The following is a 23072-nucleotide window of genomic DNA, read 5'->3' as shown; positions in this document are numbered from 1 at the left end:
ACTTTATTGTCTTCGGACAGTTGCGGCTTCCAGTAAGGCCTGTTTTTTATCTTCACTCTTCGGACGTGCCACTAAATTTTTCCCCCTGTCAATTATAAAAACCCTGATTGAAACACGTGCTTTGACACGCTGCAACGCGGAATGTCAAAGATCGAAAACGTCTTGACGACTTTATCATCATATCTATAATGAGTGCTTACTCACTCATAATCAAGTTTACCCCGCGCAAACTATCGGATGGGGCGCGTTTTCGGGTCTGGATATGAAAAAACCTCTCTTCATCTGCGTGGTGTTAATCATGATTATTGCTTCAGCTGCGAGTTTACCGTTTGTTCTGAATGCCGGATTCGGCCAGCCGCCGCAGGGTGAGCAGCTCACTGAAGTGGAGGCCTCTCCCCAGTATCGCGACGGGAAATTCCACAACACGCTGCCGACGCCGGGCTATAACTACGACAAAAACATGCTGGTCGCGACGTGGGATTTTCTGACCAAAAAAACCGAAAACGCGCGCCCGGCCCAGCCGCTGCCGCTGGTGAAAACCGATCTTGCGAGCCTGCCGCTGGAGGAGGACACCCTGGTGTGGCTCGGCCACTCCTCGTGGTACCTGCAGCTCGCGGGCAAACGCATCCTGATCGACCCGGTGCTCGGCAACTATGCCGCGCCGTTCTCGTTTCTGAATAAAGCCTTTGCCGGGGAATATCCGTGGCGCGCTGAAAGCATGCCGGAAATCGACCTGCTGATTATCTCGCACGATCACTACGATCATCTGGATTACGCCACCATCCGGGCGCTACTGCCGAAGGTGAAGCGCGTGGTGACGCCGCTGGGCGTGGGATCCCATCTGCGCTACTGGGGGATGAAGCCTGAGATTATTGACGAACGCGACTGGAACCAGTCGGTACGCATCAGCGATGAAATGACGGTGCATGTTCTGCCGGCGCGTCACTTCTCCGGGCGCGGCATCAAGCGCGATCGAACCCTGTGGGGCAGCTTTATGTTCGTCACGCCAGATCGGAAGGTTTATTACAGCGGGGATTCCGGCTACGGCCCGCACTTTAAGGCCATCGGCGAGCAGTTTGATGGCGTGGATGTTGCCATCATGGAAAACGGCCAGTACGACCAGGACTGGAAGTACATCCACATGCTGCCGGAGGAAACGGCGCAGGCCTCGGTGGATCTGAACGCGAAAGCCGTAGTGCCCGGGCATAACGGACGCTTCGTGCTGGCGAAACATACGTGGAACGATCCGCTGATCCAGCTGGCTAAAGCCAGCAAGGATAAAAACTATCGGCTACTGACACCGGCGCTGGGCGAGCCCGTCCGGGTGAATGACGCCACGCAAACCTTTCGCGCGTGGTGGGAATAATGTTTAAGCGAGAAGCAGAGGGGGACAGCAGCATGACCATTTCCGCTCAAGTCATCGACACTATCGTCGAATGGATCGACGACAATCTGCACCAGCCATTACGTATAGAAGAGATTGCCCGCCACGCGGGCTACTCGAAGTGGCACCTGCAGCGGTTGTTTATGCAGTACAAAGGGGAGAGTCTGGGGCGTTATATCCGTGAGCGCAAGCTGCTGCTGGCGGCGCGCGATCTGCGTGAATCCGACGCTCGGGTGTACGACATCTGCCTGCGTTACGGGTTTGACTCGCAGCAGACGTTTACCCGTATCTTCACCCGCACGTTCAACCAGCCGCCTGGGGCGTACCGCAAGGAGAACCACAGTCAGGCGCACTGAGCTGTTTTCCGCCCTGGCGGGTCACAAAAATTGCCATCACAGGCCGGGTAAGGCGAAGTCGCCACCCGGCTTTTTTATTGGCTTACGACGCCAGTGAAAACCAGCGGCGCCAGACGAAACGCAGCACGAAGAATTCGATGGCACCCAGCAGTAAAAACCACACGCAGAACAAAATGGTGTAAAGCTGGTTCAGATCGACCATGTGAAAGGTCTGAACCAGCTTCTGCGCCAGCACCAGACCCAGCGACGGCGCGGGCAACAGCAGACAGGAGAGCAGGGCCAGCAATAAAATGCCGCCTGCCGTAAGCAGCGATTCTAACGGGTGTTTCATCGTAATGTTAATCGTCAGTTAAAAATGTCATTGTCCGGCATCCTGTAACGTAAAGCAATATCAGCGACTAAGACGTTATTGAATAAAACGAAGATATTATTTGGGGAATAAATAACAAAATACGACCCGGCATTTATATTAATATCGCGTTATGTAAATAAATGTCTTTGTCAGGAAAATAATTTTACAAATGTATAAGTGCTATAACCAATTAACGTGGCAATAACAATGGCCGCGATAACGTATAACACCAGTCGGCGTCCGCGATAAATACCCCACATGGTTCCCCCTCGTTTAGTGTTGGTTTAGAAATATTTTGTAAAAATCAGGCCATCGAAATAGTTTTAATCAGTTTTGAATAACCGAGAAGTCATTATATTGCGGTAGATCAATTTTACCCGCAAGACTTAAAAATGAATTTATTTAGCCAGAAAGGAATTCAGGCTTCTGTTCACCGGATATTGAAGGAAAAATACGATGACCGAAAAAAAATTGTCCCCAAACGTGCCGCCTTCCGGCGGGCTGGCATACCAGCAGACCGTCGAGCAGGTGCTTACCCACACGCAGAGCCAGGCCAGCGGTCTGGATCGTGCAGAGGCGCAGGCGCGTCTGCAAAAAACAGGGCCGAACGCGCTGCCGGAGAAAAAAGGCAAACCCGCCTGGCTGCGTTTCCTGGCCCATTTTAATGATGTGCTGATTTATGTCCTGCTGGCCGCTGCCGTATTAACGGCAGTAATGGGCCACTGGGTTGATACGCTGGTAATTCTGGGCGTGGCGGTAATCAATGCTTTAATTGGCCATATTCAGGAAAGCAACGCGGAAAAATCCCTGAAGAGTATTCGCAATATGCTCTCCAGCGAGGCGCGCGTTATTCGTAACGGCAATCACGAAACTCTACCCACAACTGAAATAGTCCCGGGCGATATTATTGTATTACGCGCGGGAGATCGTATTCCGGCGGATATGCGTTTAATCGAAGCGCATAATTTACGCGTGGAAGAGGCGATTCTGACCGGTGAATCCACCGTGGTGGATAAACATATCAATCCGCTGAGCGGCGAACTGCCGCTGGGCGATCGCACCAATATGGTCTTCTCCGGGACGACCGTAAGCGCGGGCGGCGGCGTCGGCGTGGTCACCGCGACCGGTAAGGATACGGAACTCGGCCACATCAACCAGATGATGGCGGGTATCGAAAAGCACCGCACGCCGCTGCTGGTTCAGATGGACAAGCTGGGTAAAGCGATCTTCGCGATTATTCTGGCGATGATGGCCGCGCTGTTTGTCTTCAGCCTGGTGTTCCGCGAGATCCCGATGGGCGAGCTGCTGCTCTCCCTGATTAGCCTGGCGGTGGCCTCCGTGCCGGAAGGTCTGCCGGCGATTATCTCCATCATCCTCTCGCTGGGCGTGCAGGCGATGGCGCGCAAGCGGGCGATTATCCGCAAGCTGCCGACGGTGGAAACGCTCGGCGCGATGACCGTGGTCTGTTCGGATAAAACCGGCACCCTGACCATGAACGAGATGACGGTTAAAGCCATTATCACCGCTGACGCCTGCTACCGCGTGGACGGCAACAGCTACGAGCCGGTGGGCAACATCTACCTGGAAGGCAGCGACGAGCCGGTCCACATCCAGCCGGGCACCGTGCTGGAACAGTACCTGCGCACCATCGACCTGTGTAACGACAGCCAGCTGATTCAGGACGAGCGCGGCCTGTGGGGCATCACCGGTGGGCCGACCGAGGGCGCGCTGAAGGTGCTGGCGGCGAAGGCCAGCCTTGAGCCGGTCATGACCACGCTGGTTAACAAAATCCCGTTCGACTCGCAGTACAAGTACATGAGCACCCACTACCAGATTGGCGGTGAGGAGCAGATCCTGATCACCGGCGCGCCGGACGTCATTTTCGCCCTGTGCGCGCAGCAGCAGACCCGCAACGGTGCGGAAGCCTTCAACCGCGCGTACTGGGAAACCGAGATGGAGCGCTATGCGCGTCAGGGGCTGCGCATGGTCGCCGCGGCGTTTAAGCCAGCGAACGGCGAGCAGGAACTGACCCATGACGACCTGAGCCACGGCCTGATCTTCCTCGGCATCGCCGGGATGATGGATCCGCCGCGTCCGGAAGCCATTGATGCGATTAACGCCTGCCAGCAGGCGGGGATCCGCGTGAAGATGATCACCGGGGATCACCCGCAGACGGCGATGAGCATTGGCCAGATGCTGGGGATCGCCAACAGCGAGCAGGCGGTCACCGGCTACGAGCTGGAGAAGATGGACGACGCCGCGCTGGCGGAAGCGGCGGTGAAGTATGACATCTTCGCCCGTACCAGCCCGGAGCATAAGCTGCGCCTGGTGAAAGCGCTGCAGGACAAGGGTGAAATCGTCGGCATGACCGGCGACGGCGTGAACGACGCCCCGGCGCTGCGTCAGGCTGACGTCGGCATCGCGATGGGCATCAAGGGCACGGAAGTGACCAAAGAGGCGGCGGACATGGTCCTGACGGACGATAACTTCGCCACCATCGCCAGCGCGGTGAAAGAGGGGCGTCGCGTTTACGACAACCTGAAGAAGACGATTCTGTTCATCATGCCGACCAACCTCGCGCAGGGGCTGCTGATTGTGATTGCGCTGCTGGCGGGGAACATCATTCCGCTGACGCCGGTGCTGATCCTGTGGATGAACATGGCCACCTCCGCCACGCTCTCCTTCGGCCTGGCCTTTGAGGCCGCCGAGCGCAACATCATGCGTCGTCCGCCGCGTCAGACCGGGCAGCACGTGATGGACGCCTACGCCGTCTGGCGCGTGGCCTTCGTCGGCACCATGATTGCCATCGCCGCCTTTGCGCTGGAGGCCTGGCTGGCCCCGCGCGGCCACAGCGCGGAGTTCATCCGCACCGTGCTGCTGCAGATGCTGGTCTGCGCCCAGTGGGTGTACATGATTAACTGCCGCAACACCGAAGGATTCTCCCTGAATCGCGGCCTGCTGGCGAACAAAGGGATCTGGCTGGTGACGGGCGTGCTGTTCCTGCTCCAGGCGGCGATTATCTACCTGCCGTTGATGCAGATGCTGTTCGGCACCGAAGCGCTGCCGCTGCGCTACTGGTTTGTGACCCTGGCGGTAGCGAGCGTGATGTTCTTCGTCGTCGAAATCGAGAAGCGACTGACCCGCAGGTTCCGTAAGGCTGCATAACCAAAACCTTACCCCTCACCCTATCCCTCTCCCCTAAGGGGAGAGGGGACCGCCCGGTTTTCTCCCTCTGCTCTGAGGTGAAGGGGCTGCTCGGTTTTCTCCCTCGCCCCTTTGGGGAGAGGGCCGGGGTGAGGGGAGAAACAACGCTGAGGTACTCCCATGAAACTCCCACTCCTGTTCGCGCTCCTCGCCTGCACCCTGCAACCCGTATTCGCTGCCGCCATCCCCGTTCGCGTCGCCACCGTGGAGCAGACCGCCCACGCCGCCGAGCGCCAGATCCCGGGCCGCATCGAAGCCATCCACACCGTTGAGCTGCGCGCGCGTACCGAAGGCGCGATCGCCAAAATCCACTTCCGCGACGGGCAGTACGTGAAAAAAGGCGACCTGCTGTTCGAACTGGACGACGCCGAGCCGCGCGCCGCCCTGCGTCTGGCGCAGGCTGAGGTGAGAAGCGCCGAAGCCACGCTGCGCCAGGCGCAGCAGCAGCTGTCCCGCTTTGAAAGCCTGGGCAGCAGCAACGCCATTAGCCGTCACGACGTGGACAACGCCCGCATGCAGCGCGACGTCGCCAGCGCGGCGCTGGAGCAGGCCAAAGCCCGTCTCGAAACCCGTAATGTCACCCTGAACTACACCCGCATCACCTCGCCGATTGACGGTCGCGTGGGGCACAGCCGGTTCCACGTCGGCAGCCTGGTCAACCCTGCCAGCGGCGTGCTGGTGGAGGTGGTGCAGCTCGATCCCATCCGCATCGCCTTTGCGCTGGAAGAGGGCGCGTTTGCCACCAAAGCCGGACAGCATGCGGATATCAGCGCCATGAAGCAGGCCTGGCAGACGTTCATTGACAGCAACGGCCAGCGCGTCAGCGGCGAGCTGACGTCCGTGGACAACCGCATCGATCCGCGCACCGCCAGCGTGATGCTGCGCGCCGAGTTTGCCAACCCGCGCCATCAGCTGCTGCCCGGCGGCAGCGTGAACGTGACGCTGCGCCCGGCCAGCGAGCAGCCGGCTCTGACCCTGCCCGCCGCGGCGGTCCAGCAGAACGGCGACGGGTTCTTTGCCTGGGTGGTTAACGCCGACGGCAAAGCCGAAATGCGCCCGCTGAAGGTCGCCGGACAGATCGGCCAGCAGTTCCGGATTACCTCCGGCGTGAAGCCCGGTGAGCGAGCGATTACTGACGGCGCGCAGCGCGTGCAGCGCGGCGCGGCCGTCCAGATACTGAATTAAGGAGCCATCATGCTGACGTTTTTCATCAAACGCCCGCGTTTCGCGATGGTGATTGCGCTTGTCATCACCCTGCTGGGGGCCATTGCGCTGAGGATTATCCCGGTGGAGCAGTACCCGCAGATCGCGCCGCCGGTGGTGAATGTGTCTGCCAGCTGGCCGGGCGCCAGCTCGGCTGACGTGGCGGAGGCTATCGCCACGCCGCTGGAGACGCAGCTGAACGGCGTGGATCACATGCTCTACATGGAGTCCACCAGCTCGGACGAAGGCTCGTATAGCCTGAACATCACCTTCGCGGCGGGCACCGATCCGGACCTCGCCGCCATCGACGTGCAGAACCGCGTCTCGCAGGCCGTGGCGCAGCTCCCGACCGAAGCGCAGCAAAACGGCGTGCAGGTGCGCAAGCGTGCCACCAACCTGATGATGGGGGTAAGTCTTTACTCACCGGAAAACACCCACACGGCGCTGTTTGTGAGTAACTACGCCAGCACCCAGGTGCGCGAGGCGCTGTCGCGTCTGCCGGGCGTCGGGCAGGTGCAGATGTTTGGCGCGCGCGACTACAGCATGCGCATCTGGCTGCGTCCGGACCGCATGAACGCCCTGAACGTCACCACCGACGACGTGGCGCAGGCGCTGCGCGAGCAGAACGTGCAGGGTGCGGCAGGCCAGGTCGGTACGCCGCCGGTGTTTAACGGCCAGCAGCAGACCCTGACCATCAACGGCCTGGGGCGCTTAAGCCAGGCCGAAGACTTTGCCGACATCATCATCCGCGCGGGCGAGATGGGCCAGCTGGTGCGCCTGAAGGACGTCGCCACCATCGAGCTCGGCTCGCGCAGCTACAGCTCCGGCGCGCAGCTGAACGGGCACGATTCCGCCTACCTCGGCATCTACCCGACGCCGTCCGCCAACGCCCTGCGCGTGGCCGACGCGGTGCGGGCGGAGCTGGATCGCCTCTCGACGCGCTTCCCGGACGACCTGGTCTACGAGGTGAAGTTCGACACCACCTCCTTTGTGGCCGCCACCATTAAAGAGATCGGCGTCTCGCTGGCGCTGACGATGCTGGCGGTGGTGGTCGTGGTGTCCCTGTTCCTGCAAAGCTGGCGCGCGACGCTGATTGTCGCGCTCGCCATTCCGGTATCGCTGGTGGGCACCTTCGCGGTGCTTTACACGCTCGGCTACTCCGCCAACACCCTCAGCCTGTTCGCCATTATTCTGGCGCTGACCATGGTGGTGGATGACGCCATCGTGGTGGTGGAGAGCGTCGAAACGCTGATGGCGGAAGGGCAGAGCCGCACGGCGGCGACCGCGCTGGCGCTGCGCCAGATCGCCGGGCCGGTCATCGCCACGACGCTGGTGCTGCTGGCGGTGTTTGTGCCGGTGGCGCTCCTGCCGGGGATTGTCGGCGAGCTGTACCGCCAGTTTGCGGTGACGCTCTCCACCGCCGTCACGCTCTCAAGCCTCGTGGCGCTGACCCTGACGCCCGCCCTGTGCGCGATGCTCCTGCGTCCGCGCCCGGTGCAGCCCGCGGCGATTTTCCGTGGGTTCAACCGGGGGCTGGAGGCCACGCGTGGCGTCTACACCCGCATCGTGACTGTCTTCAACCTTCGCCCGTGGCTGGCGCTGCTGGCCACCGCAGGCGCGGCGGCCGTGGTGGCGTTCAGCTTTACGTCGATGCCTAAAGGCTTCCTGCCGCAGGAGGATCAGGGCTACTTCTTTGCCAGCGTCCAGCTGCCCGAAGCGGCCTCGCTGGAGCGCACCGAAGCGGTGATGACCACGGCACGCGAACTCATCGCTAAAAATCCGGCGGTGGAGGACGTGATTCAGGTCTCCGGGTTTAACATTCTCAACGGCACCAGCGCCTCCAACGGCGGGTTTATCTCCATCATGCTCAAGGACTGGAGCGAGCGTCCGCCGCTGGATGAGGTGATGGGTACCCTGCAGCGCCAGCTGCTGGCCCTGCCGGAAGCGACCATCATGACCTTCGCGCCGCCGACGCTGCCGGGGCTGGGCAACGCCTCCGGCTTCGACCTGCGCATCCAGGCGCAGGCGGGGCAGAACCCGGCGGAGCTGGAGCGCGTGACGCGTGAGGTGCTGGCGAAAGCCAACCAGCACCCGCAGCTGAGCCGCGTGTTCACCACCTGGAGCAGCAACGTGCCGCAGCTGACGCTGACCGTTGACCGCGTGCGCGCCGCGCGCCTCGACGTGCCGGTGTCGCGCATCTTCAGCAGCCTGCAAACCGCCTTTGGCGGCACGCGCGCCGGGGATTTCAGCGTCAACAACCGCGTCTACCACGTGGTGATGCAGAACGAGATGCAGTGGCGCGAGCGCGCCGGGCAAATCAGCGAGCTGTTCGTGCGCAGCAACAGCGGTGAGCGGGTGCGCCTGAGCAACCTCGTCACCATTACGCCGAGCGTCGGCGCGCCGTTCCTGCAGCAGTACAACCAGTTCCCGTCCGTGTCGGTGAGCGGCTCGGCGGCGGAAGGGGTGAGCAGCAGCACCGCGATGGCGGCGATGGGCGAGCTTCTGGCGCAGAATCTGCCTGCCGGGTACGACTACGCCTGGAGCGGCATGTCGTATCAGGAGCAGCAGACCGGCAATCAGGCGATATGGATCGTGCTGGCGGCGGTGGTGATGGCGTGGCTGTTCCTCGTCGCGCAGTACGAGAGCTGGACGCTCCCGGCGAGCGTGATGCTTTCCGTGCTGTTCGCCCTCGGCGGGGCGCTGGTCTGGCTGTGGATGGCGGGCTATGCCAACGACGTGTACGTGCAGATTGGTCTGGTGCTATTGATAGCCCTCGCCGCCAAGAACGCAATTCTTATCGTGGAGTTCGCCCGCGCGCGGCGCATGGACGGAATGGCGATTGTCGATGCCGCGCGGGAAGGGGCCTCGCGCCGCTTCCGCGCGGTGATGATGACCGCCGTGTCGTTCATTATCGGCGTCCTGCCGATGATGCTGGCGACCGGGGCGGGGGCCCAGAGCCGTCGCATCATCGGCACCACGGTGTTCAGCGGCATGCTGGTAGCGACTGTGGTGGGGATTGTGTTTATCCCCGCGCTGTTCGTGCTGTTCCAGCGCCTGCGCGAGTGGGGTCACGGCCTTACGGACTCGTCGCCCACAGCTCGCAGTGCTTCTGAACCAGAGAAATCAGCGAGCCACCGTCGGCGATAAACTCCCGCATGCGCTGCGCCTCGCTCTTGCCCTGCTTTAACAGCAGGGCAATTTCATTGATTGCGCTCGTCGCGCCGAGCTTCTCGGCCGACGGCGCAACCTGCTCCAGCAGCCACGCAATGTCTTCCGCCACGGTTTTGTGCTCGCCGGTATGCACGTCCGTCAGGATCCCTTCCAGCCCGTAGCGACAGGCCTGAAAACGGTTAAAGCGGTACAGCAGAAAATCTTTTTCCTGATGCTTATAGGGCCGCGCGGTCAGCAGCCAGTGCGACGTCGCCTGAATAAGCCCGGCGATGTTAATCGCGTGGCCGAGCGTCAGTGGCGTATCCATCACCCGCACCTCGACGGTGCCGAAGTGCGGGCTGGGGCGAATATCCCAGTGCAGATCCTTAATGCTGTCGATCATGCTGGTGGAACTCAGGCGGCGGAACAGCCCCTCGAACTCCTGCCAGCTGTTGACCCACGGCATCTGGCCGTTATCCGGAAATCCCGAGAAGATGTTGAGCCGCGACGAGGAGAACTTCGTGTCCGTGCCCTGCATGTACGGCGAGGCCGCCGCCAGGGCGATAAAGTGCGGCACGAATCGCGACAGGCCGTGCAGCAGGTAAATCGCGTCGTCCCCGGTCCGGCAGCCGACGTGCACGTGCTGGCCGAACACCGTCGCCTGCAAAATCAGGTAGCCAAAGCGCTCCAGCGTGACGTTATAGCGCTCGTCGTCGCACACCTCCTGCCGCTGCCACTTCTGGAACGGGTGCGTCCCGCCGCCGCAGATCTGGATATGCTGCTCCGCCGCCGCGCGCAGGATGCTCTGCTGCATCACCGAGAACTGCGCCGCCGCCTGGTCGATGTTCTGGCACACGCCGGTGGCGATTTCGAGCATGCTTTCGGTGATATCGTGTTTGACCTCGCCGCCTTTGATGTCGTCTTTGACGGCGGCGATGAGCGCGGAGGAGTCCTGGCTCAGATCGTAGCCCGGCGGGTTAACCACCTGCAGTTCGAGTTCGATGCCGAGGGTGAAAGGTTCAGAGGACTTAAAATCGGGTAAAGGCATGGCGCACTCCGTTGTCTGTAGTGTGTTGAGTATAGACAACGACGTGGCGCTCACTTTTCAGGGTGGTATAACTGTTAGCAGGCTTAGCGAAAAGGGGAGATAACCATGTCTGACAATCCAGTGATTGCGCTGATTGGGCCTGGCGCAATTGGTACCACCATCGCCGCGGTGCTGCATGACGTTGGCCGCACGCCGCTGCTGTGCGGGCGCACCGCGCACCCGGAATTACGCTTGCGCCACGACGAGGGTGAAACCGTGGTACCCGGCCCGGTATTGACCGATCCGGCCGTCATCACGCGCCCTGTCGATCTCGTTTTTGTGGCGGTAAAAACGACGCAAAATGCCGACAGCGCCGGGTGGCTGCGCGCCCTGTGCGATGAAAACACCGTGGTCTGCGCCCTGCAAAACGGCGTGGAGCAAAAAGCCCAGCTTGAGCCGAGGGTTAACGGCGCGACGGTGCTGCCGTCGGTGGTCTGGTTCCCGGCCCAGCGCGAGCCGGATGCCTCCGTCTGGCTGCGCGCCAAACCGCGCCTGACCCTGCCGGACGTGCCGCAGGCGCAGCGGGTGGTGGAGGCGCTTCGCGGTACGCGCTGCGCGGTTGAGCTCTCGACAGATTTCGCCTCCGTCGCCTGGCGCAAGCTGCTGCAAAACGCGGTCGCCGGGCTGATGGTGCTTTCTAACCGCCGCGCCGGGATGTTCAGGCGCGAAGATATCAGCGAGCTTGCGCTGGCCTACCTGCGCGAGGGGCTTACCGTCGCCCGCGCCGAAGGGGCGAAGCTGGATGATGACGTGGCGCAGGAGATCCTGGCGAACTTCCAGCGTGCGCCAGTAGATCTGGGCACGTCGATCCTGGCCGACCGCCAGGCCGATCGCCCGATGGAGTGGGATATCCGCAACGGCGTGATCCAGCGCTACGGCCGCAAGCACGGTATTGCGGTGCCCATCAGCGATGTGGTGGTGCCGCTGCTGGCGGCGGGGAGCGAGGGGCCGGGCTAACGGCCGCTGTTTTTCCGTTCGGCAAAATAATGGGCGGGCGTGCTGCCCATCGCTTTTCTGAACATGGTGATAAATGCATTCACCGATTCATACCCGAGCGTTGCCGCCACGTTCTGGACGGGCACGCCGCTGGCCAGCTCCCGCAGGGCAATAATCAAATGCAGCTGCTGACGCCAGCGCCCGAAGCTCAGCCCGGTCTCGCGCTGCATCAGGCGGGCAAACGAGCGCTCGCTGAGGGCGAGCCGTTTCGCCCAGTCCTTCAGGGTGCTTCTGTCCTCAGGACGGCTGACCAGCGCGTCCGCCATGGCGCGAATTTTCGGATCGGTTGAGACCGGCAGGCTTAGCTTCTGCTGCGGCATGCTGGCGAGCTCGTCAAGCGTGACCCGGGTCAATCTGGCGACGTGGCCGTCGGGGGGATAATCCACGCCTTCGCGCGTCAGACGATCGACCAGCTCCTTAATCAGCGGCGAGATCGCCAGCGTGCAGCATCTCTCCGGCAGCGCCGCCGCGCCGGGCTCAATAAACAGATAGTTAAGATGCGCGTTCCAGGTCGCCCTGGCGCTGTGCGGGATCCCGCCGGGGATCCAGACGGCGCAGTCCGGCGGCACGATCCAGATGTCATTTTCCGCGTAACAGCTGACCGCACCGTATCGGGCAATAATCAGCTGGCCCTTGCGGTGGGTATGCAGCGGCACTTCCGCGGCGTAGTCCACGAAGTCCAGATGACGCGCCACCGCCGGGCTGGCGGTAGAGTCGGGGTCATACAGCGTAGTAGCGGGTTGAGGATTCACGTTTCTGGCAGCATTTAGGTATTTTTTGACAGAATAGAGTATTTAAGCGGGTCTGCAAGCCGGTAATAATCCCGGCATGAAAAACATTTTCTCTCATCCCGTGCACATCCCTGCCGCGCTGCGAAACGATGCGGGCGCGCTGATCTACTCTGCGAAGAGCTTTGCCGCGGCGATGCTGGCTTATTACATTGCGCTGTCGATCGGCCTCGAACGCCCCTCGTGGGCCATTATTACGGTTTACATCGTGTCGCAGACGTCGGTCGGCGCATCGCTGAGCAGAAGCCTCTACCGGCTGGCCGGTACCGTGGCGGGTGCCAGCGCGACCGTTGTGATTGTGCCTGCCTTCGCAAATACGCCAGTCCTGTGCAGCGTGGTGCTGACGGGCTGGATCGTATTCTGCCTGTGGCTCTCCCTGCTGGAACGCACGCCCCGGGCTTACGCCTTTGTGCTGGCAGGCTACACCGCGAGCCTGATTGGTTTTCCTGCGGTGTCCGATCCCGGCGGCATTTTTAACGTCGCCATCGTCCGCGTGCAGGAGATCGCGATTGGGATTTTCTGCGCGGCGCTGATCCACCGCTACGTGCTGCCCGCGCGCGTATCGGGCCAGTTCAACGCTAAATTATCCCAGACGCTACAGGCCGCGCGCGGGCGGGTGGCGGACACCCTATCAGGCAAACCTGACGCGGCTTCCGGCCCTCTGCATCTGGCCCTGGCGCTGCAGTTCCTGCAGGGCATCAGCCACCATATTCCGTACGATTTTGCCCTTTCAGCCCCGGTGCGACAGGCCAGAAAAGCGATCCACGACCGGCTGGCGCGGCTGGTTATCGTCAACTGTGAACTGCACGATCGCCTGCCAGCGAGCGGAACCCTGCCCGCCGACGTGCAGGCGTTGATGGGCGACGTTCAGGCCTGGCTTACCGCTGAAGGCGCTGATGCCGGCAGTACGGCAGAGTCGCTGCGGCTCCGCTGTGCGCTTCTCATCGATCGGTATGCCGCGCAGGCGCAGACGTTTGACGACGCGCTGCAGGTCAGTTTTATCCGCTACCTCTCGGAGGCGATCGCGCTTCTGCAGCAGTGCGAACGTCTTTCCGGGGCCATCCACCGTGCAAAACCCGTGTTTGGTGAGGTGCAAACCCGCGCGGCGAAAGGCTACGTTTTCCACCGCGATCCTCTTACTGCCGCCCGCACGGCGCTGGGGGCTTTCGGCATCATCCTGAGCGGCTGTCTGGTCTGGATCTTCTCGGCGTGGCCGGATGGCGGTACGGCGGTTTCGATACTCGGCGTCTGCTGCACGCTGTTTGGCAGCTTCGACACCCCGGCGCCGCATATCGTGAAATACATCATTGGCTCATTCTGGGGCGTGGTCATTAGCCTGTTCTACAGCTTTGCGCTGCTGCCGCAGGTAAGCGATTTCCCGGTGCTGGTGGCGGTGCTTGCCCCGGCGTATCTGCTGGCCGGGTCGCTTCAGGCGCGCCCGCCCACCACGTTTATGGCGATGGGCATCACCCTGACCCTGCCCATTCTGTGCGAGCTGGGGGCGCACTACAGCGGAGACTTCGCCGTCGCGGCCAACACCGCCATCGCGCTCTTTGCCGCGACCGGCTTTGCCGTCGTCAGCATGAGCCTGCTGCAAACCGTGCAGGCGGACGGCGCCATCGCGCGTCTGCTGAACCTCTGCCAGCGCGACATTCGCCGCAGCGTGAAGGGCACGCTGCGGGTTGATGAAACGCACTGGATCAACCTGATGATGGACCGAACCGCCCTGTTGCTGCCTCGCCTGCAGCGCAGCGCGCGCGCGCCGGAGCAGGCGCTGGATCGACTGTTACACGCGCTGCGTCTGGGGCTGGCGGTCATGCATTTACGCCGCAGTGACGCACCGCCCGGCTGGGAGGTTGACGCGCTTTTTCATCGGTTAAACGCCGGGGACCGCCACGCCTTACGCGAACGCATCGATGCCCTTATCGAGCGCCATCTGCCTGCGGCAGATGAACATACGCGCCAGTTGGTCTTCAGGCTGGTGGATCTGCACTGCGCATTACGGGAGCCAGACCATGGTTAACGATCTCAATATCGGCGGCGTTTTTATTCCGGGGCTGCTGATGGTCGCCCTCGCGGCGCTGGTCTGCACGCTGGGCCTCGTCGCGCTTTTCTCGCTCAGCAGGCTCTACCGGCGCTTACCGTTTCGCCCGCTGATGGATGTTTCAACCTGGATCGTCACCTTTTTCCTGCTGATGCAGGGTCTGACCGCGTTGGGGTTATTGTCATGAAATCACTGCTCTCTTTACTGGCTCGCTATGCGCTGACCTTAAGCGCGGCCGCGGCGGCCTCGCTTCTGGCCTTTATGATGTGGAAACACTACGCGCAAACGCCGTGGACCCGCGACGGCCGCGTGCGGGCGGACGTGGTGCAGATTGCGCCGGACGTCTCCGGGCCGGTCATCAGCGTGGCCGTGCGGGACAATCAGTGGGTGAACCGGGGCGATGTGCTTTACACCATCGATCCGCGCTGGCTTAAGCTGGCGGTGGTCAGCGCGCAGGCGGACGTCGAGTCGAAACGCCATGAGATGCTGATGCGCCAGGACGCGGCCCATCGCCGCACGCTGATTAAAAACGCCATCTCGAGCGAGGATTTACAGCAAACCGGCAGCGCGGCGAACGTCGCGGCGGCCAATTATCACGGCGCGCTGGCCGCGCTGGATCTGGCAGAGCTGAATCTGGCGCACGCCACCGTGCGCGCGCCGGTCTCGGGGTACGTCACGCACCTGCGGCTTCGCCCCGGAGACTACGCGACGGCGGGGGAGACGAAGGTCGCCATCGTTGATGCCCACAGCTTCTGGGTGGTGGGGTACTTTGAGGAGACTAAGCTGCGCCATATTCGCGTCGGGGATGCCGCGCAGGTGATGCTGATGGGCTACGAGCCGGTCATTACGGGCCATGTGGAGAGCATCGGGCATGGGATCGGGGACAGCAACGATGAGGCGGGCGGGCTGGGCCTGCCCGACGTCGAGCCCACCTTTAGCTGGGTGCGGCTGGCACAGCGCGTGCCGGTGCGCATTCATATCGACAGGTTGCCGGAGGGCGTTGAGCTGGTGGCGGGGTTGTCGGCGAGCGTGGCGGTGGGGCGGTAGATAAGGATTGAAGCGACTATTCCTTGTCTACAAACTTGTCGGCTTCAGGAGAGTAATGCTGATAAACGCATGCGAGCTTATGCCCGTCAGGATCGCGCAGATAGGCAACATAAAAGCTGGGGCCGTACGCGCTTCGCGTACCAGGCTCGCCTTCATCCGTTCCTCCCGCAAGGAGGCCAGCTGCATGGAACCGTCTGACAAGATCCGCGTTATCTGCACTGAATGCGAACATTGTCCCGTTTCCCGCCGTCGCGGGCTGCTGGTCAAAAGGAGGACAAATACAGAAGCTGAACCCCTCGCCGGGATTATTTTCATCTCCCCACATTGCCCAGCTTTCAGTCCATGCCGGCAGACGTGAATAGCCCAGAACGTTAAAAACTGCGTCATAAAAATTCACGGAGCGCTGAAAGTTGTTTGTACCTATTGTGATATAAGCCAGCATCTTATGACTCCCGTCCTTCAATATTCGATTTAACAGCCTTCAGCGTCCTTTTACGGATCCAGCCGCTTCCCGCCCGTATTATCAGCCAGTAAGCCGACATTTTTAGTCGAGTGCGTCTGTCCGGACAATAGATGAATGTTTCCGTAGAGAGCTCATGTTTGCCGGGCGCCAGCTCCGTTACCTTGTAGCGCAGCAACAGTTTCGCGCTGCCCGGCTCGGCTGGGGTCTGAAAAGCACTGGCATCCGGCACGTTTTCCAGACCGAAATCGGAACGCCAGAATTGTCCTCTTAAGCCGTAACAGATTTCTGAAGCTGAATTTTTCAAAAGGGTAAAACTGTGCAAACCAAAGTTGCCGATCGACTGTGCCTTCTGGTTGCGCAGAAATTTTTGCGGTATTTGACGCAATGACATTAATCGCCGAATCACGGCATCTTGCCGGACGTCAAAGCTGGCAATCATTGGCAGAATATTTTCAGGGCGGCTAGTGTGAATGACCGTTAGGTGTTTTTCATGAAACTGGAACTGGGGGAGAAAAGCGGGAACATCTTTCCACTGAGCAAGCGCTTTGCGGGTAACGAATCCTGGGTTAAGCATCTCTCTTCCTTGTCATCCCTTGCGTCCTGCCAGAGTAACAGATGGTGTGTTGCAGGCAATTACCAGGAAAAGAGAGGGCAACAGGGAAGTAAATGTAACGAGCCGGTTGGGTTAACCACGTTCGCTTCTTTGCGAATGGAGGAGCTCAGTGATTTCTTTGCGCTTTCTTGTTGCCCATTCAGGTTTGATAGAGAGCATTAAACTGTATTGCCTTCTGAAATAAACCTCTCTAAATTCTCGTTCAGATGAATGGCTTGCTGCATAGGTTGAGGCCATCCCCGCCACGGCACTTTCCACAAACCAATACAGAATTTCATCGTCACTGAGCGTTACTTTTCGCTGTATCTCAAGGCCTCTTTCACTGACGATAAAATGATATTCTTTACCATGAATTTCAAGATAGGGAGTTGCAGCCCCATCGGGTTGGTCAGGGATAAAGAAGTAATGGTTTGGCCTTGTGCCTCCCCCTAGTTGCTCACCTATTTTTAGAAGCTCGTTTCGTAGTTCTTCAATTGTTTTCATAAATAGCTCTTTGTTCTTGTATGTAAACGACGCATTATCGCGGATTGGGTACAAAGCGCCTGCTCTCGATCACTTCCCCACAAACGCACTCACCGGCAAACCAAAACCCTTCGCCAGCGCACGCATATGATCCAGCGTTAACGTGCGCTGTCCATTAAGGATTCGACTCACCAGAGACTTCTTGCCAATTTCGTTCTCGAAGTCGCTCTGAGTGAGTTGGTATTGATCCATCAGCGTTCGCAATAACGCAACGCCTGACGGAATGCGGGCAACACGCGCGTTAAATTCCGCAAACTCCGGAGACTCGTTTTCGTACTTATCGATTTTTGCGGTGAGCATATCTACCAGCGGGCTATCGGGTTCGTGTTCGACCAGATACTCCACCAACGCCAGCGCATCCTCGTAATCATGCCGCGACGGGCTTGAGCCCAGGAAAGGGAGCGCGTTTGTCAGATCGTTTGCCGCTTTGATGGCTGCTGCATAATTCATTCTTTCGTTCTCCGGTAGAGGTCCGTGAGCTTGTCATATTCTGCGTATGTGCTGATGTGTTTGATGAAAATCTTTCCTCGCTCAAAATCAGCCAAAAACATCACCGCTGCCCACATCAATGACCCACCATTTCACCCGGTATTTCATCCTGTCCAGGCTGGGGAATCGCTTTCGCATATCGTCCGGTGACGGGTAGTGTTCCTCTTTAGTACTCGGTAAAGATCGTCCAGGGCTTGTGCTTGATTAGGAAATTGTCTGGTAGTCGCGTCGAAAGGCGCTCTTGAGACTACGTGCATCCTTGCCCCGTGTTTCCATATTGGAAATATAATAGGTGATAGTTGGTGGGTTGATAATATGGAAAAAGTGATGGAGTACAGTTTTCAAATGCTCGTGCTGACGGCGGTCATTTAATGAGTGTGAACACTGTATGAGGTGACTGTGAAAAAAATGTCCGCTTTGTGCCAGAAGCGGACGTGGAGGAGAATGTTAATTTGATTCGAAATATTTGCGTAATATCTTTTCTAATAGCGAGAAAACGACCGTCACCCTTTTTGGAGTAATCAGCTGGTAAGGCCGGTATAAATAAAATTGCCATTTCTCCTGTCGCAATTCTGGCAGTGGGGGAACAAGTTGGCCGCTTGCTAAGTACTCTCTACAGATAAAGTCGCTTGACTGTACAACCGTTTTTCCGGCCAATGCAGCCTGAATTTCGGCATATGGATCTGTAGTATAAAATTCAATATGACGAGGGACAAAAGTATTTACTGCGTCACTCATAAACTCAAATGATTTTCCCGTCTCAGGATTAATTAAACCACTAAATGGATAACGCTGTCGAAGATCTTCTAAATCAGTAGGTGCCCCCAGGCGCGCAATGAGTTCAGGGGATGCGACTAAAATATGTTCAACTTGCCCAATATTTTTAATGATAAAGTTTAGATTAGGTTCTCGCCCTACGCGTATACCTATATCGATACGATGCTCGATAGTATCAAGTTTCATCATATCTAAACGCCAGTCGATAAATAACTCAGGATAGGGACGTAGTGCAGTCAATAGTTCATACAAGATTTGTTCATGATTTGGAAGTCGAAGTAATGTGATACGAACAATGCCCTTCATTTCATTATCATCTTTTGCCGTCTGAAATAGTTTTTCTGAATCCTCCAGCAGTCGCTTCGCTTGGGGTAAAAATAGTTCGCCGAAACTGGTGAGAAAGATCGAACGCGTATTGCGTTTGAATAGAGGTTCACCAAGTTGTTTCTCCAACTCAGCGACTGTTCGGCTTACTACTGATGGTGAAACCGACAGCTTGATTGCTGCTTCGCGGAAGTTCAAGGTCTCAGAGGCGATGATGAAAAATTTTAGAGCATCAAGTTTGTTCATGATTGTTGTGAAATTTGCATTAATATATTTTGATAATAGCAATTAATTTGCAACTATTCCAGTTATATAATCGAACAATAATATAAGTAACCTGTCTTACTTTTTATCAGAAATCAAAAGAGTAAATTATGTCAATTCAACCAGTAGAGTTAAACAAAGCCTATCGGCTATTACAGATCGGGCCAACGACGATGATATCGGCTAAAAATGATGGCATTGAAAATGTCATGGCAGCGGCCTGGGTGGGATTAGTAGGCAATAACAAAGTGATGGCTTTTATAGGTCCACAGGCATTTACTCGCGGGCTTGTAGAAAAAAGCGGATATTACGTTGTACAGATCCCAGTAGTAAATCAGATGGATATGGTCTTATATGCTGGAGGCAACAGTTATTCCGACACACCCGATAAAAACAGTAAAATTCCACTATTTTATCAAAAAGAGTTTGATCTGCCTTTAGTTGAAGGTTGCGCTGGCTGGTTAGTATGTAAGGTCATACCTAATGAAGAAAATGAAAAGCAGCACAACTTGTTTATGGGGGAAATTGTCGGAGCATGGAGTGATGACCGCGTTTTCAGAAATGGGCACTGGATTTTTGATGATGCGCCAGATGAATTACGTACTGTCCATTACGTAGCTGGCGGACAGTTTTACGCCATTGGTAAAGGTACAAAATTCAATTATGGCCCGGGAAAAGACTAATCCTTACTTCTGTATAAATGTAGCCATATAACATTGCTATATAGAGGTAGTAGCATAAAAAAACAACTTACTTAAGATGTCCGCTCCTCGCTTTTAGCAGACATTCAACGTTAGCGTAAGGTCGAAATCCTGCTTCTAACCAGCAGGATTCCGGCCACCTATCACCCACCTCAATGTGCCGAAATATAAGGCTCCTTTACAAATTCCGCCAGCAACCAGACCATATCATGCAGCAGCCCGGTGAGTTCTTTCGCCACGCTCGCAGGCAACGTTCCGCCCATAACCGCCAGCGTTAACGCTACGGCATAATCCACCTGCAGCGTCGTCTCCTGCCAGCAGTCCGGTACACACGAGGTTATCTTTTCACCCGCAATCAACTGTTCAACCAGGTACGGCGGAAGTTCCGAGTCACAGCACTCCCGCAGTCGCTTAAGCGCAACCAGCAATCTCTTACATAGCGTGGCAAATGTCACCGCGTCGTCAGTTTCCACCAGCATGCTGACATACGCAGTGCAGGCATCGGCCAGTTCGAAGAGATCCGCAGAATCGGAAATTGAAGTGTTGATGAGGTGATGAACTGCGCTTTCCTCAGAAAGCGCGTAAGAAAATCCAGGGGTAGTCGCCATTTAGCATCCTCTTTGTCCAAAAAAACGTCATGTTATGCTAACGGGTTCCTACGCCCGGTTACGGATGTGCCGTAACGCAGGCACTTTACGGCGGCGAAAAAGGGAAGGAAAGGGATCACCCTGAATTACATAAGGTTTCTTGAAAGTTTGCGAGGCGGCTTCCAGAAGGGCATTGCCGGGAGGCGGCTACGCCTTACCCGGCCTACAAAACCGTCAACCAACCCGCGACACGAACCGTAGGCCCGCGCAAGCGCAGCGCCGCCGGGCACAGTGTGAACCACGGTTACTCCTTCACGCAGACCTTTTCATTTTGAGCAATCCTTCTAATAACGCCTGCGTCGCGCGGGAGGATTTGCCAGCCTGCGAACAAACCAGCCCAAACTCCCGGCACAGCGAAGGCGTCACGGGCACGACGCACAAGCCGCGTAATTCACCCGGCAGCGCGGATTCAGGTATAAGCGCGACGCCCATGCCTTCGCGTACCAGCAGGCAGGCGCTGATCCAGTCGCGGACGGTCACCCGCACGTCAGACAGCTGCAAGCCAGCCTGTTCCATCAGGCTTTTTCCATTGACGGCGCAAGCGCCGGTTGCGAGCACGAAGGGCTGGTCTGCCAGTTCCTCAAGGGTGATGCCGCGCGTACGTGCATAACGAGCCTGACGGTGACTGGCTGGCAACACCGCGACCCATGCATCCTGCCCTAAGATCGCTTCAGCACGCCCGGGAACAGGGTTCATGACCACGCCCACATCAACCGTATCTGCCGCCAGCCACTCTTCGACCTCCTGGTCCGTACCTTCCAGTACGACCACCTCGATTTCAGGATGCAGGCGCTTAAAATCCCGCAGCAGTCCGGGCAAAAACGTGGATGTCACCGAAGGAAAACTGGCAAGACGAATACGCCCGCCGCTCAGCCCCCGGCTCTCATCCGCCAGTGCACGGATGGCATCCAGCCGCGCCAGCATACTCCTTGCTTCTTTGACAACCCGCTCACCCAGCGACGTTACGCCGATGTGGCGCCGCTCTCGCGTGAATACCGCAAATCCTAATGAGGCCTCTAACTGAGCGATCGCCTGGCTGGCGCCCGACTGCGTCATGCCTACCTCTTCAGCGGCACGGGAAATATTACTGGCATCGGCCACTGCAACCAGCAAGCGCCAGTGTAAAAGATTCATCATGGATATCAGTAGCTCAGCTAATAGCTATTTTATGAATCATTAATTTTACAGTGAGAATGGCTTTAAGCACAGTGTATGTAAATCACACAACCGCTTTAACGGAGAGATTATGAAACTCTATTACGCCCCGGACACCTGTTCACTCTCACCCCATATCGTGCTTCGCGAACTGGCGATTGAGTTTGAACTGGTTAAAGTGGACAACAGGAGCAAGCTTACCGCTGACGGGCGCGACTTCCTGACCATCAACCCCAAAGGTTATGTCGCTGCGCTTGAGCTGGATGACGGGAAAATCCTGACCGAGGGGCCAGCCATTTTGCAGTACCTGGCAGACCTCAAGCCAGAAAGTGGGCTGGCACCGCGAGCAGACGGCTGGGAGCGGGTGCGGCTTCAGGAATGGCTAAACTTTATCACCAGCGAAATACACGCGGGATCGGCACCTCTTTTTAATCGTGCGCTGCCCGAAGAGGCCAAATCGATTTTTCGTGAGAAGCTCTTCAGGCGGTTCGATTTTCTTCAGGAAACGCTCTCCACAAGCGTTTATCTGACGGGAGCGTCTTTCAATGTAGCAGACGCCTATCTTTTCACCGTGCTGGGATGGTGCACGTTCTTCTCAATTGAACTCAACGACTGGCCCGCGCTAGTGGCGTACAGGGAAAAAATCATTGCCCGGCCCGCGGTGCAGGCCGCATTACGTGCGGAGGAGAAAGTCTAGGTCTGCGTATTCCACCGCAGGTATTCATGCCTGAAGCAGGAGGCAAGTGAGGATGTGGAGCCAGGATGCGTTAGCTTACTGTCACTCTGCATCTGATTGTCTGGCGCTTTTCACGGCATCCTGCTTCCCCGGATTGCACTGCTGTTTTGTTCCTGGAAGATAAAATTTTCCCGACGCGTCCGGCTCTGTTCCGCCCGGACAACCCGCACGGCCCGGAGCTGAGACGGTGCCATCCGAACCGTTTCCTCCATCAGAACCGTTTCCGCCATCCCCACCATTACCGCCATCGGCAGCATTTACAGCAAATGCGCCCAGTAGGAGCAAAAATGCAATAACTCGTGTAGTCATCAAAACCTCCATTGTTCAGGGTATTTCAAGGCATCTTGCCAGCCTGGATTCAGCATCTCTCTTCCTTGTCATCCCTTGAGTGCAGCCAGAGTAACAGATGGTTTGCGGCAGACAATTACCAGGAAAACGTAGTACCGAAGCGTGCATCAACATGACCGTTACCGTTCTAAGAACCGACAGAGGCTGACATTGCCGGGGGGCGGCTGCGCTTTACCCGGCCTACAAAAAACCAAAACCCCTCTATTGCCGTCACCCCTCGCTCATCATCATCAAAAACCGCTTCACCGTCCGCGAGCGTTCAAAGCGCCGCCAGCAGAGCGCGATATCGGTATAAAGCTCCGGCGAGCTCAGCGCGTGATAGGTGACATTCGGCGGTGAAATGGCCGCCATGGATTTCGGCACCAGCGCGAACCCGCCGCCCGCGGAAACCATGCTCAGGGAGGGGTCCGCTTGGAAAAGGG

Annotated in this window: 23 protein-coding genes and 1 pseudogene; 11 read left to right on the top strand and 13 right to left on the bottom strand. The window is 58.0% G+C overall.

From position 1 onward, the window contains the following. Positions 1 to 262: 262 nt before the first annotated feature. The gene (locus IM317_RS21715) at positions 263 to 1366 is read left to right on the top strand and encodes an MBL fold metallo-hydrolase (RefSeq protein ID WP_193362526.1); all 1104 of its coding nucleotides are present in this window, start codon (positions 263 to 265) and stop codon (positions 1364 to 1366) included. Between the two features lie 32 nt (positions 1367 to 1398). Further along, complete coding sequence (locus tag IM317_RS21710; protein WP_029741711.1) at positions 1399 to 1740, top strand: RamA family antibiotic efflux transcriptional regulator; 342 nt, start codon at positions 1399 to 1401, stop codon at positions 1738 to 1740. Between the two features lie 82 nt (positions 1741 to 1822). Here the strand turns inward: IM317_RS21710 and IM317_RS21705 are convergent, their stop codons facing one another. After that, positions 1823 to 2071 carry a DUF1158 domain-containing protein gene (locus IM317_RS21705; protein WP_013097677.1) on the bottom strand — a complete coding sequence of 83 codons (249 nt, stop codon included), beginning with the start codon at positions 2069 to 2071 and terminating at the stop codon, positions 1823 to 1825. A 477-nt stretch (positions 2072 to 2548) separates the two neighbouring features. On the opposite strand from IM317_RS21705, the gene IM317_RS21700 reads away from it, so the two are divergent. The 3 genes from IM317_RS21700 (at position 2549) to IM317_RS21690 (ending at position 9646) form a co-directional block, all read left to right on the top strand. Beyond that, positions 2549 to 5257 carry a cation-transporting P-type ATPase gene (locus IM317_RS21700; RefSeq protein WP_033144853.1) on the top strand — a complete coding sequence of 903 codons (2709 nt, stop codon included), beginning with the start codon at positions 2549 to 2551 and terminating at the stop codon, positions 5255 to 5257. Between the two features lie 159 nt (positions 5258 to 5416). Continuing rightward, entirely contained in the window at positions 5417 to 6481 is a 1065-nt protein-coding gene (locus tag IM317_RS21695; protein ID WP_033144854.1) for an efflux RND transporter periplasmic adaptor subunit, read from the top strand. Positions 6482 to 6490: 9 nt separating this feature from the next. Then, positions 6491 to 9646 carry an efflux RND transporter permease subunit gene (locus IM317_RS21690; protein ID WP_033144855.1) on the top strand — a complete coding sequence of 1052 codons (3156 nt, stop codon included), beginning with the start codon at positions 6491 to 6493 and terminating at the stop codon, positions 9644 to 9646. Here IM317_RS21690 and IM317_RS21685 read toward each other — a convergent pair. Beyond that, positions 9576 to 10697, bottom strand: coding sequence for a YbdK family carboxylate-amine ligase (locus IM317_RS21685; RefSeq protein ID WP_029741715.1), 1122 nt, complete (start codon positions 10695 to 10697; stop codon positions 9576 to 9578). The two genes, IM317_RS21690 and IM317_RS21685, sit on opposite strands and share 71 nt — an antisense overlap. Positions 10698 to 10802: 105 nt before the next feature. Here IM317_RS21685 and IM317_RS21680 point away from each other — a divergent pair, with 105 nt between their 5' ends. Continuing rightward, positions 10803 to 11693 carry an oxidoreductase gene (locus IM317_RS21680; RefSeq protein WP_033144856.1) on the top strand — a complete coding sequence of 297 codons (891 nt, stop codon included), beginning with the start codon at positions 10803 to 10805 and terminating at the stop codon, positions 11691 to 11693. On the opposite strand, the gene IM317_RS21675 is transcribed toward IM317_RS21680, so the two are convergent. Next, the gene (locus IM317_RS21675; RefSeq protein WP_033144857.1) at positions 11690 to 12484 is read right to left on the bottom strand and encodes a helix-turn-helix domain-containing protein; all 795 of its coding nucleotides are present in this window, start codon (positions 12482 to 12484) and stop codon (positions 11690 to 11692) included. The genes IM317_RS21680 and IM317_RS21675 overlap by 4 nt on opposite strands. A gap of 76 nt (positions 12485 to 12560) precedes the next feature. Here IM317_RS21675 and IM317_RS21670 point away from each other — a divergent pair, with 76 nt between their 5' ends. From IM317_RS21670 to IM317_RS21660, 3 genes are read left to right on the top strand one after another with little or no spacing between them, the layout of a single operon-like run. Then, the gene (locus IM317_RS21670) at positions 12561 to 14543 is read left to right on the top strand and encodes an FUSC family protein (protein ID WP_049015684.1); all 1983 of its coding nucleotides are present in this window, start codon (positions 12561 to 12563) and stop codon (positions 14541 to 14543) included. Continuing rightward, a complete protein-coding gene (locus IM317_RS21665; RefSeq protein ID WP_033144858.1) occupies positions 14536 to 14751 on the top strand; it encodes a DUF1656 domain-containing protein in 216 nt (71 codons plus the stop codon). Before IM317_RS21670 ends, IM317_RS21665 begins: the two co-directional genes overlap by 8 nt. Next, positions 14748 to 15611 carry an HlyD family secretion protein gene (locus IM317_RS21660; RefSeq protein ID WP_033144859.1) on the top strand — a complete coding sequence of 288 codons (864 nt, stop codon included), beginning with the start codon at positions 14748 to 14750 and terminating at the stop codon, positions 15609 to 15611. The genes IM317_RS21665 and IM317_RS21660 overlap by 4 nt, the downstream gene beginning before the upstream one ends. A gap of 16 nt (positions 15612 to 15627) precedes the next feature. Here IM317_RS21660 and IM317_RS21655 read toward each other — a convergent pair whose 3' ends face one another. From IM317_RS21655 to IM317_RS21630, 6 genes and pseudogenes are all read right to left on the bottom strand, one after another. Further along, complete coding sequence (locus IM317_RS21655; RefSeq protein ID WP_033144860.1) at positions 15628 to 16053, bottom strand: VOC family protein; 426 nt, start codon at positions 16051 to 16053, stop codon at positions 15628 to 15630. Between the two features lies 1 nt (position 16054). Then, complete coding sequence (locus IM317_RS21650; RefSeq protein ID WP_033144861.1) at positions 16055 to 16648, bottom strand: hypothetical protein; 594 nt, start codon at positions 16646 to 16648, stop codon at positions 16055 to 16057. A 111-nt stretch (positions 16649 to 16759) separates the two neighbouring features. Further along, positions 16760 to 17170: an Imm63 family immunity protein gene (locus IM317_RS21645; RefSeq protein ID WP_033146502.1), complete on the bottom strand. Its 411-nt coding sequence runs from the start codon at positions 17168 to 17170 to the stop codon at positions 16760 to 16762. Positions 17171 to 17239: 69 nt separating this feature from the next. Continuing rightward, positions 17240 to 17659 (bottom strand): type II toxin-antitoxin system HigA family antitoxin, encoded by a 420-nt coding sequence (locus IM317_RS21640; protein ID WP_033144862.1) that lies wholly within the window; start codon positions 17657 to 17659, stop codon positions 17240 to 17242. Further along, positions 17656 to 17955 (bottom strand): annotated as a pseudogene (locus IM317_RS21635) (type II toxin-antitoxin system HigB family toxin). The gene IM317_RS21640 and the pseudogene IM317_RS21635 overlap by 4 nt, the downstream one beginning before the upstream one ends. A gap of 190 nt (positions 17956 to 18145) precedes the next feature. Next, positions 18146 to 19045: a LysR family transcriptional regulator gene (locus tag IM317_RS21630; protein ID WP_033144863.1), complete on the bottom strand. Its 900-nt coding sequence runs from the start codon at positions 19043 to 19045 to the stop codon at positions 18146 to 18148. A gap of 128 nt (positions 19046 to 19173) precedes the next feature. Between IM317_RS21630 and IM317_RS21625 the strand changes: the two genes are divergently transcribed. Next, the gene (locus IM317_RS21625) at positions 19174 to 19746 is read left to right on the top strand and encodes a flavin reductase family protein (RefSeq protein ID WP_033144864.1); all 573 of its coding nucleotides are present in this window, start codon (positions 19174 to 19176) and stop codon (positions 19744 to 19746) included. A 170-nt stretch (positions 19747 to 19916) separates the two neighbouring features. On the opposite strand, the gene IM317_RS21620 is transcribed toward IM317_RS21625, so the two are convergent. Then, positions 19917 to 20372, bottom strand: coding sequence for a hypothetical protein (locus tag IM317_RS21620; RefSeq protein ID WP_033144865.1), 456 nt, complete (start codon positions 20370 to 20372; stop codon positions 19917 to 19919). 291 nt (positions 20373 to 20663) lie between these two features. Then, positions 20664 to 21548: a LysR family transcriptional regulator gene (locus IM317_RS21615; protein ID WP_033144866.1), complete on the bottom strand. Its 885-nt coding sequence runs from the start codon at positions 21546 to 21548 to the stop codon at positions 20664 to 20666. A 109-nt stretch (positions 21549 to 21657) separates the two neighbouring features. Here IM317_RS21615 and gstA point away from each other — a divergent pair, with 109 nt between their 5' ends. Continuing rightward, entirely contained in the window at positions 21658 to 22263 is a 606-nt protein-coding gene (gene gstA / locus IM317_RS21610; protein ID WP_033144867.1) for a glutathione transferase GstA, read from the top strand. A gap of 81 nt (positions 22264 to 22344) precedes the next feature. Here gstA and IM317_RS21605 read toward each other — a convergent pair whose 3' ends face one another. Next, entirely contained in the window at positions 22345 to 22611 is a 267-nt protein-coding gene (locus IM317_RS21605) for a hypothetical protein (protein ID WP_071993574.1), read from the bottom strand. A gap of 249 nt (positions 22612 to 22860) precedes the next feature. Further along, a partial coding sequence (locus IM317_RS21600; protein WP_255519953.1) for a LysR substrate-binding domain-containing protein occupies positions 22861 to 23072 on the bottom strand: 212 nt, incomplete at its 5' end.

This window comes from Enterobacter cloacae complex sp. S3 (assembly GCF_014930495.1).
GTDB lineage: Bacteria > Pseudomonadota > Gammaproteobacteria > Enterobacterales > Enterobacteriaceae > Enterobacter > Enterobacter asburiae_B.
The sequence above is the reverse complement of the archived record's forward strand: the minus strand, read 5'-3'. Positions and strand labels throughout refer to the sequence as shown.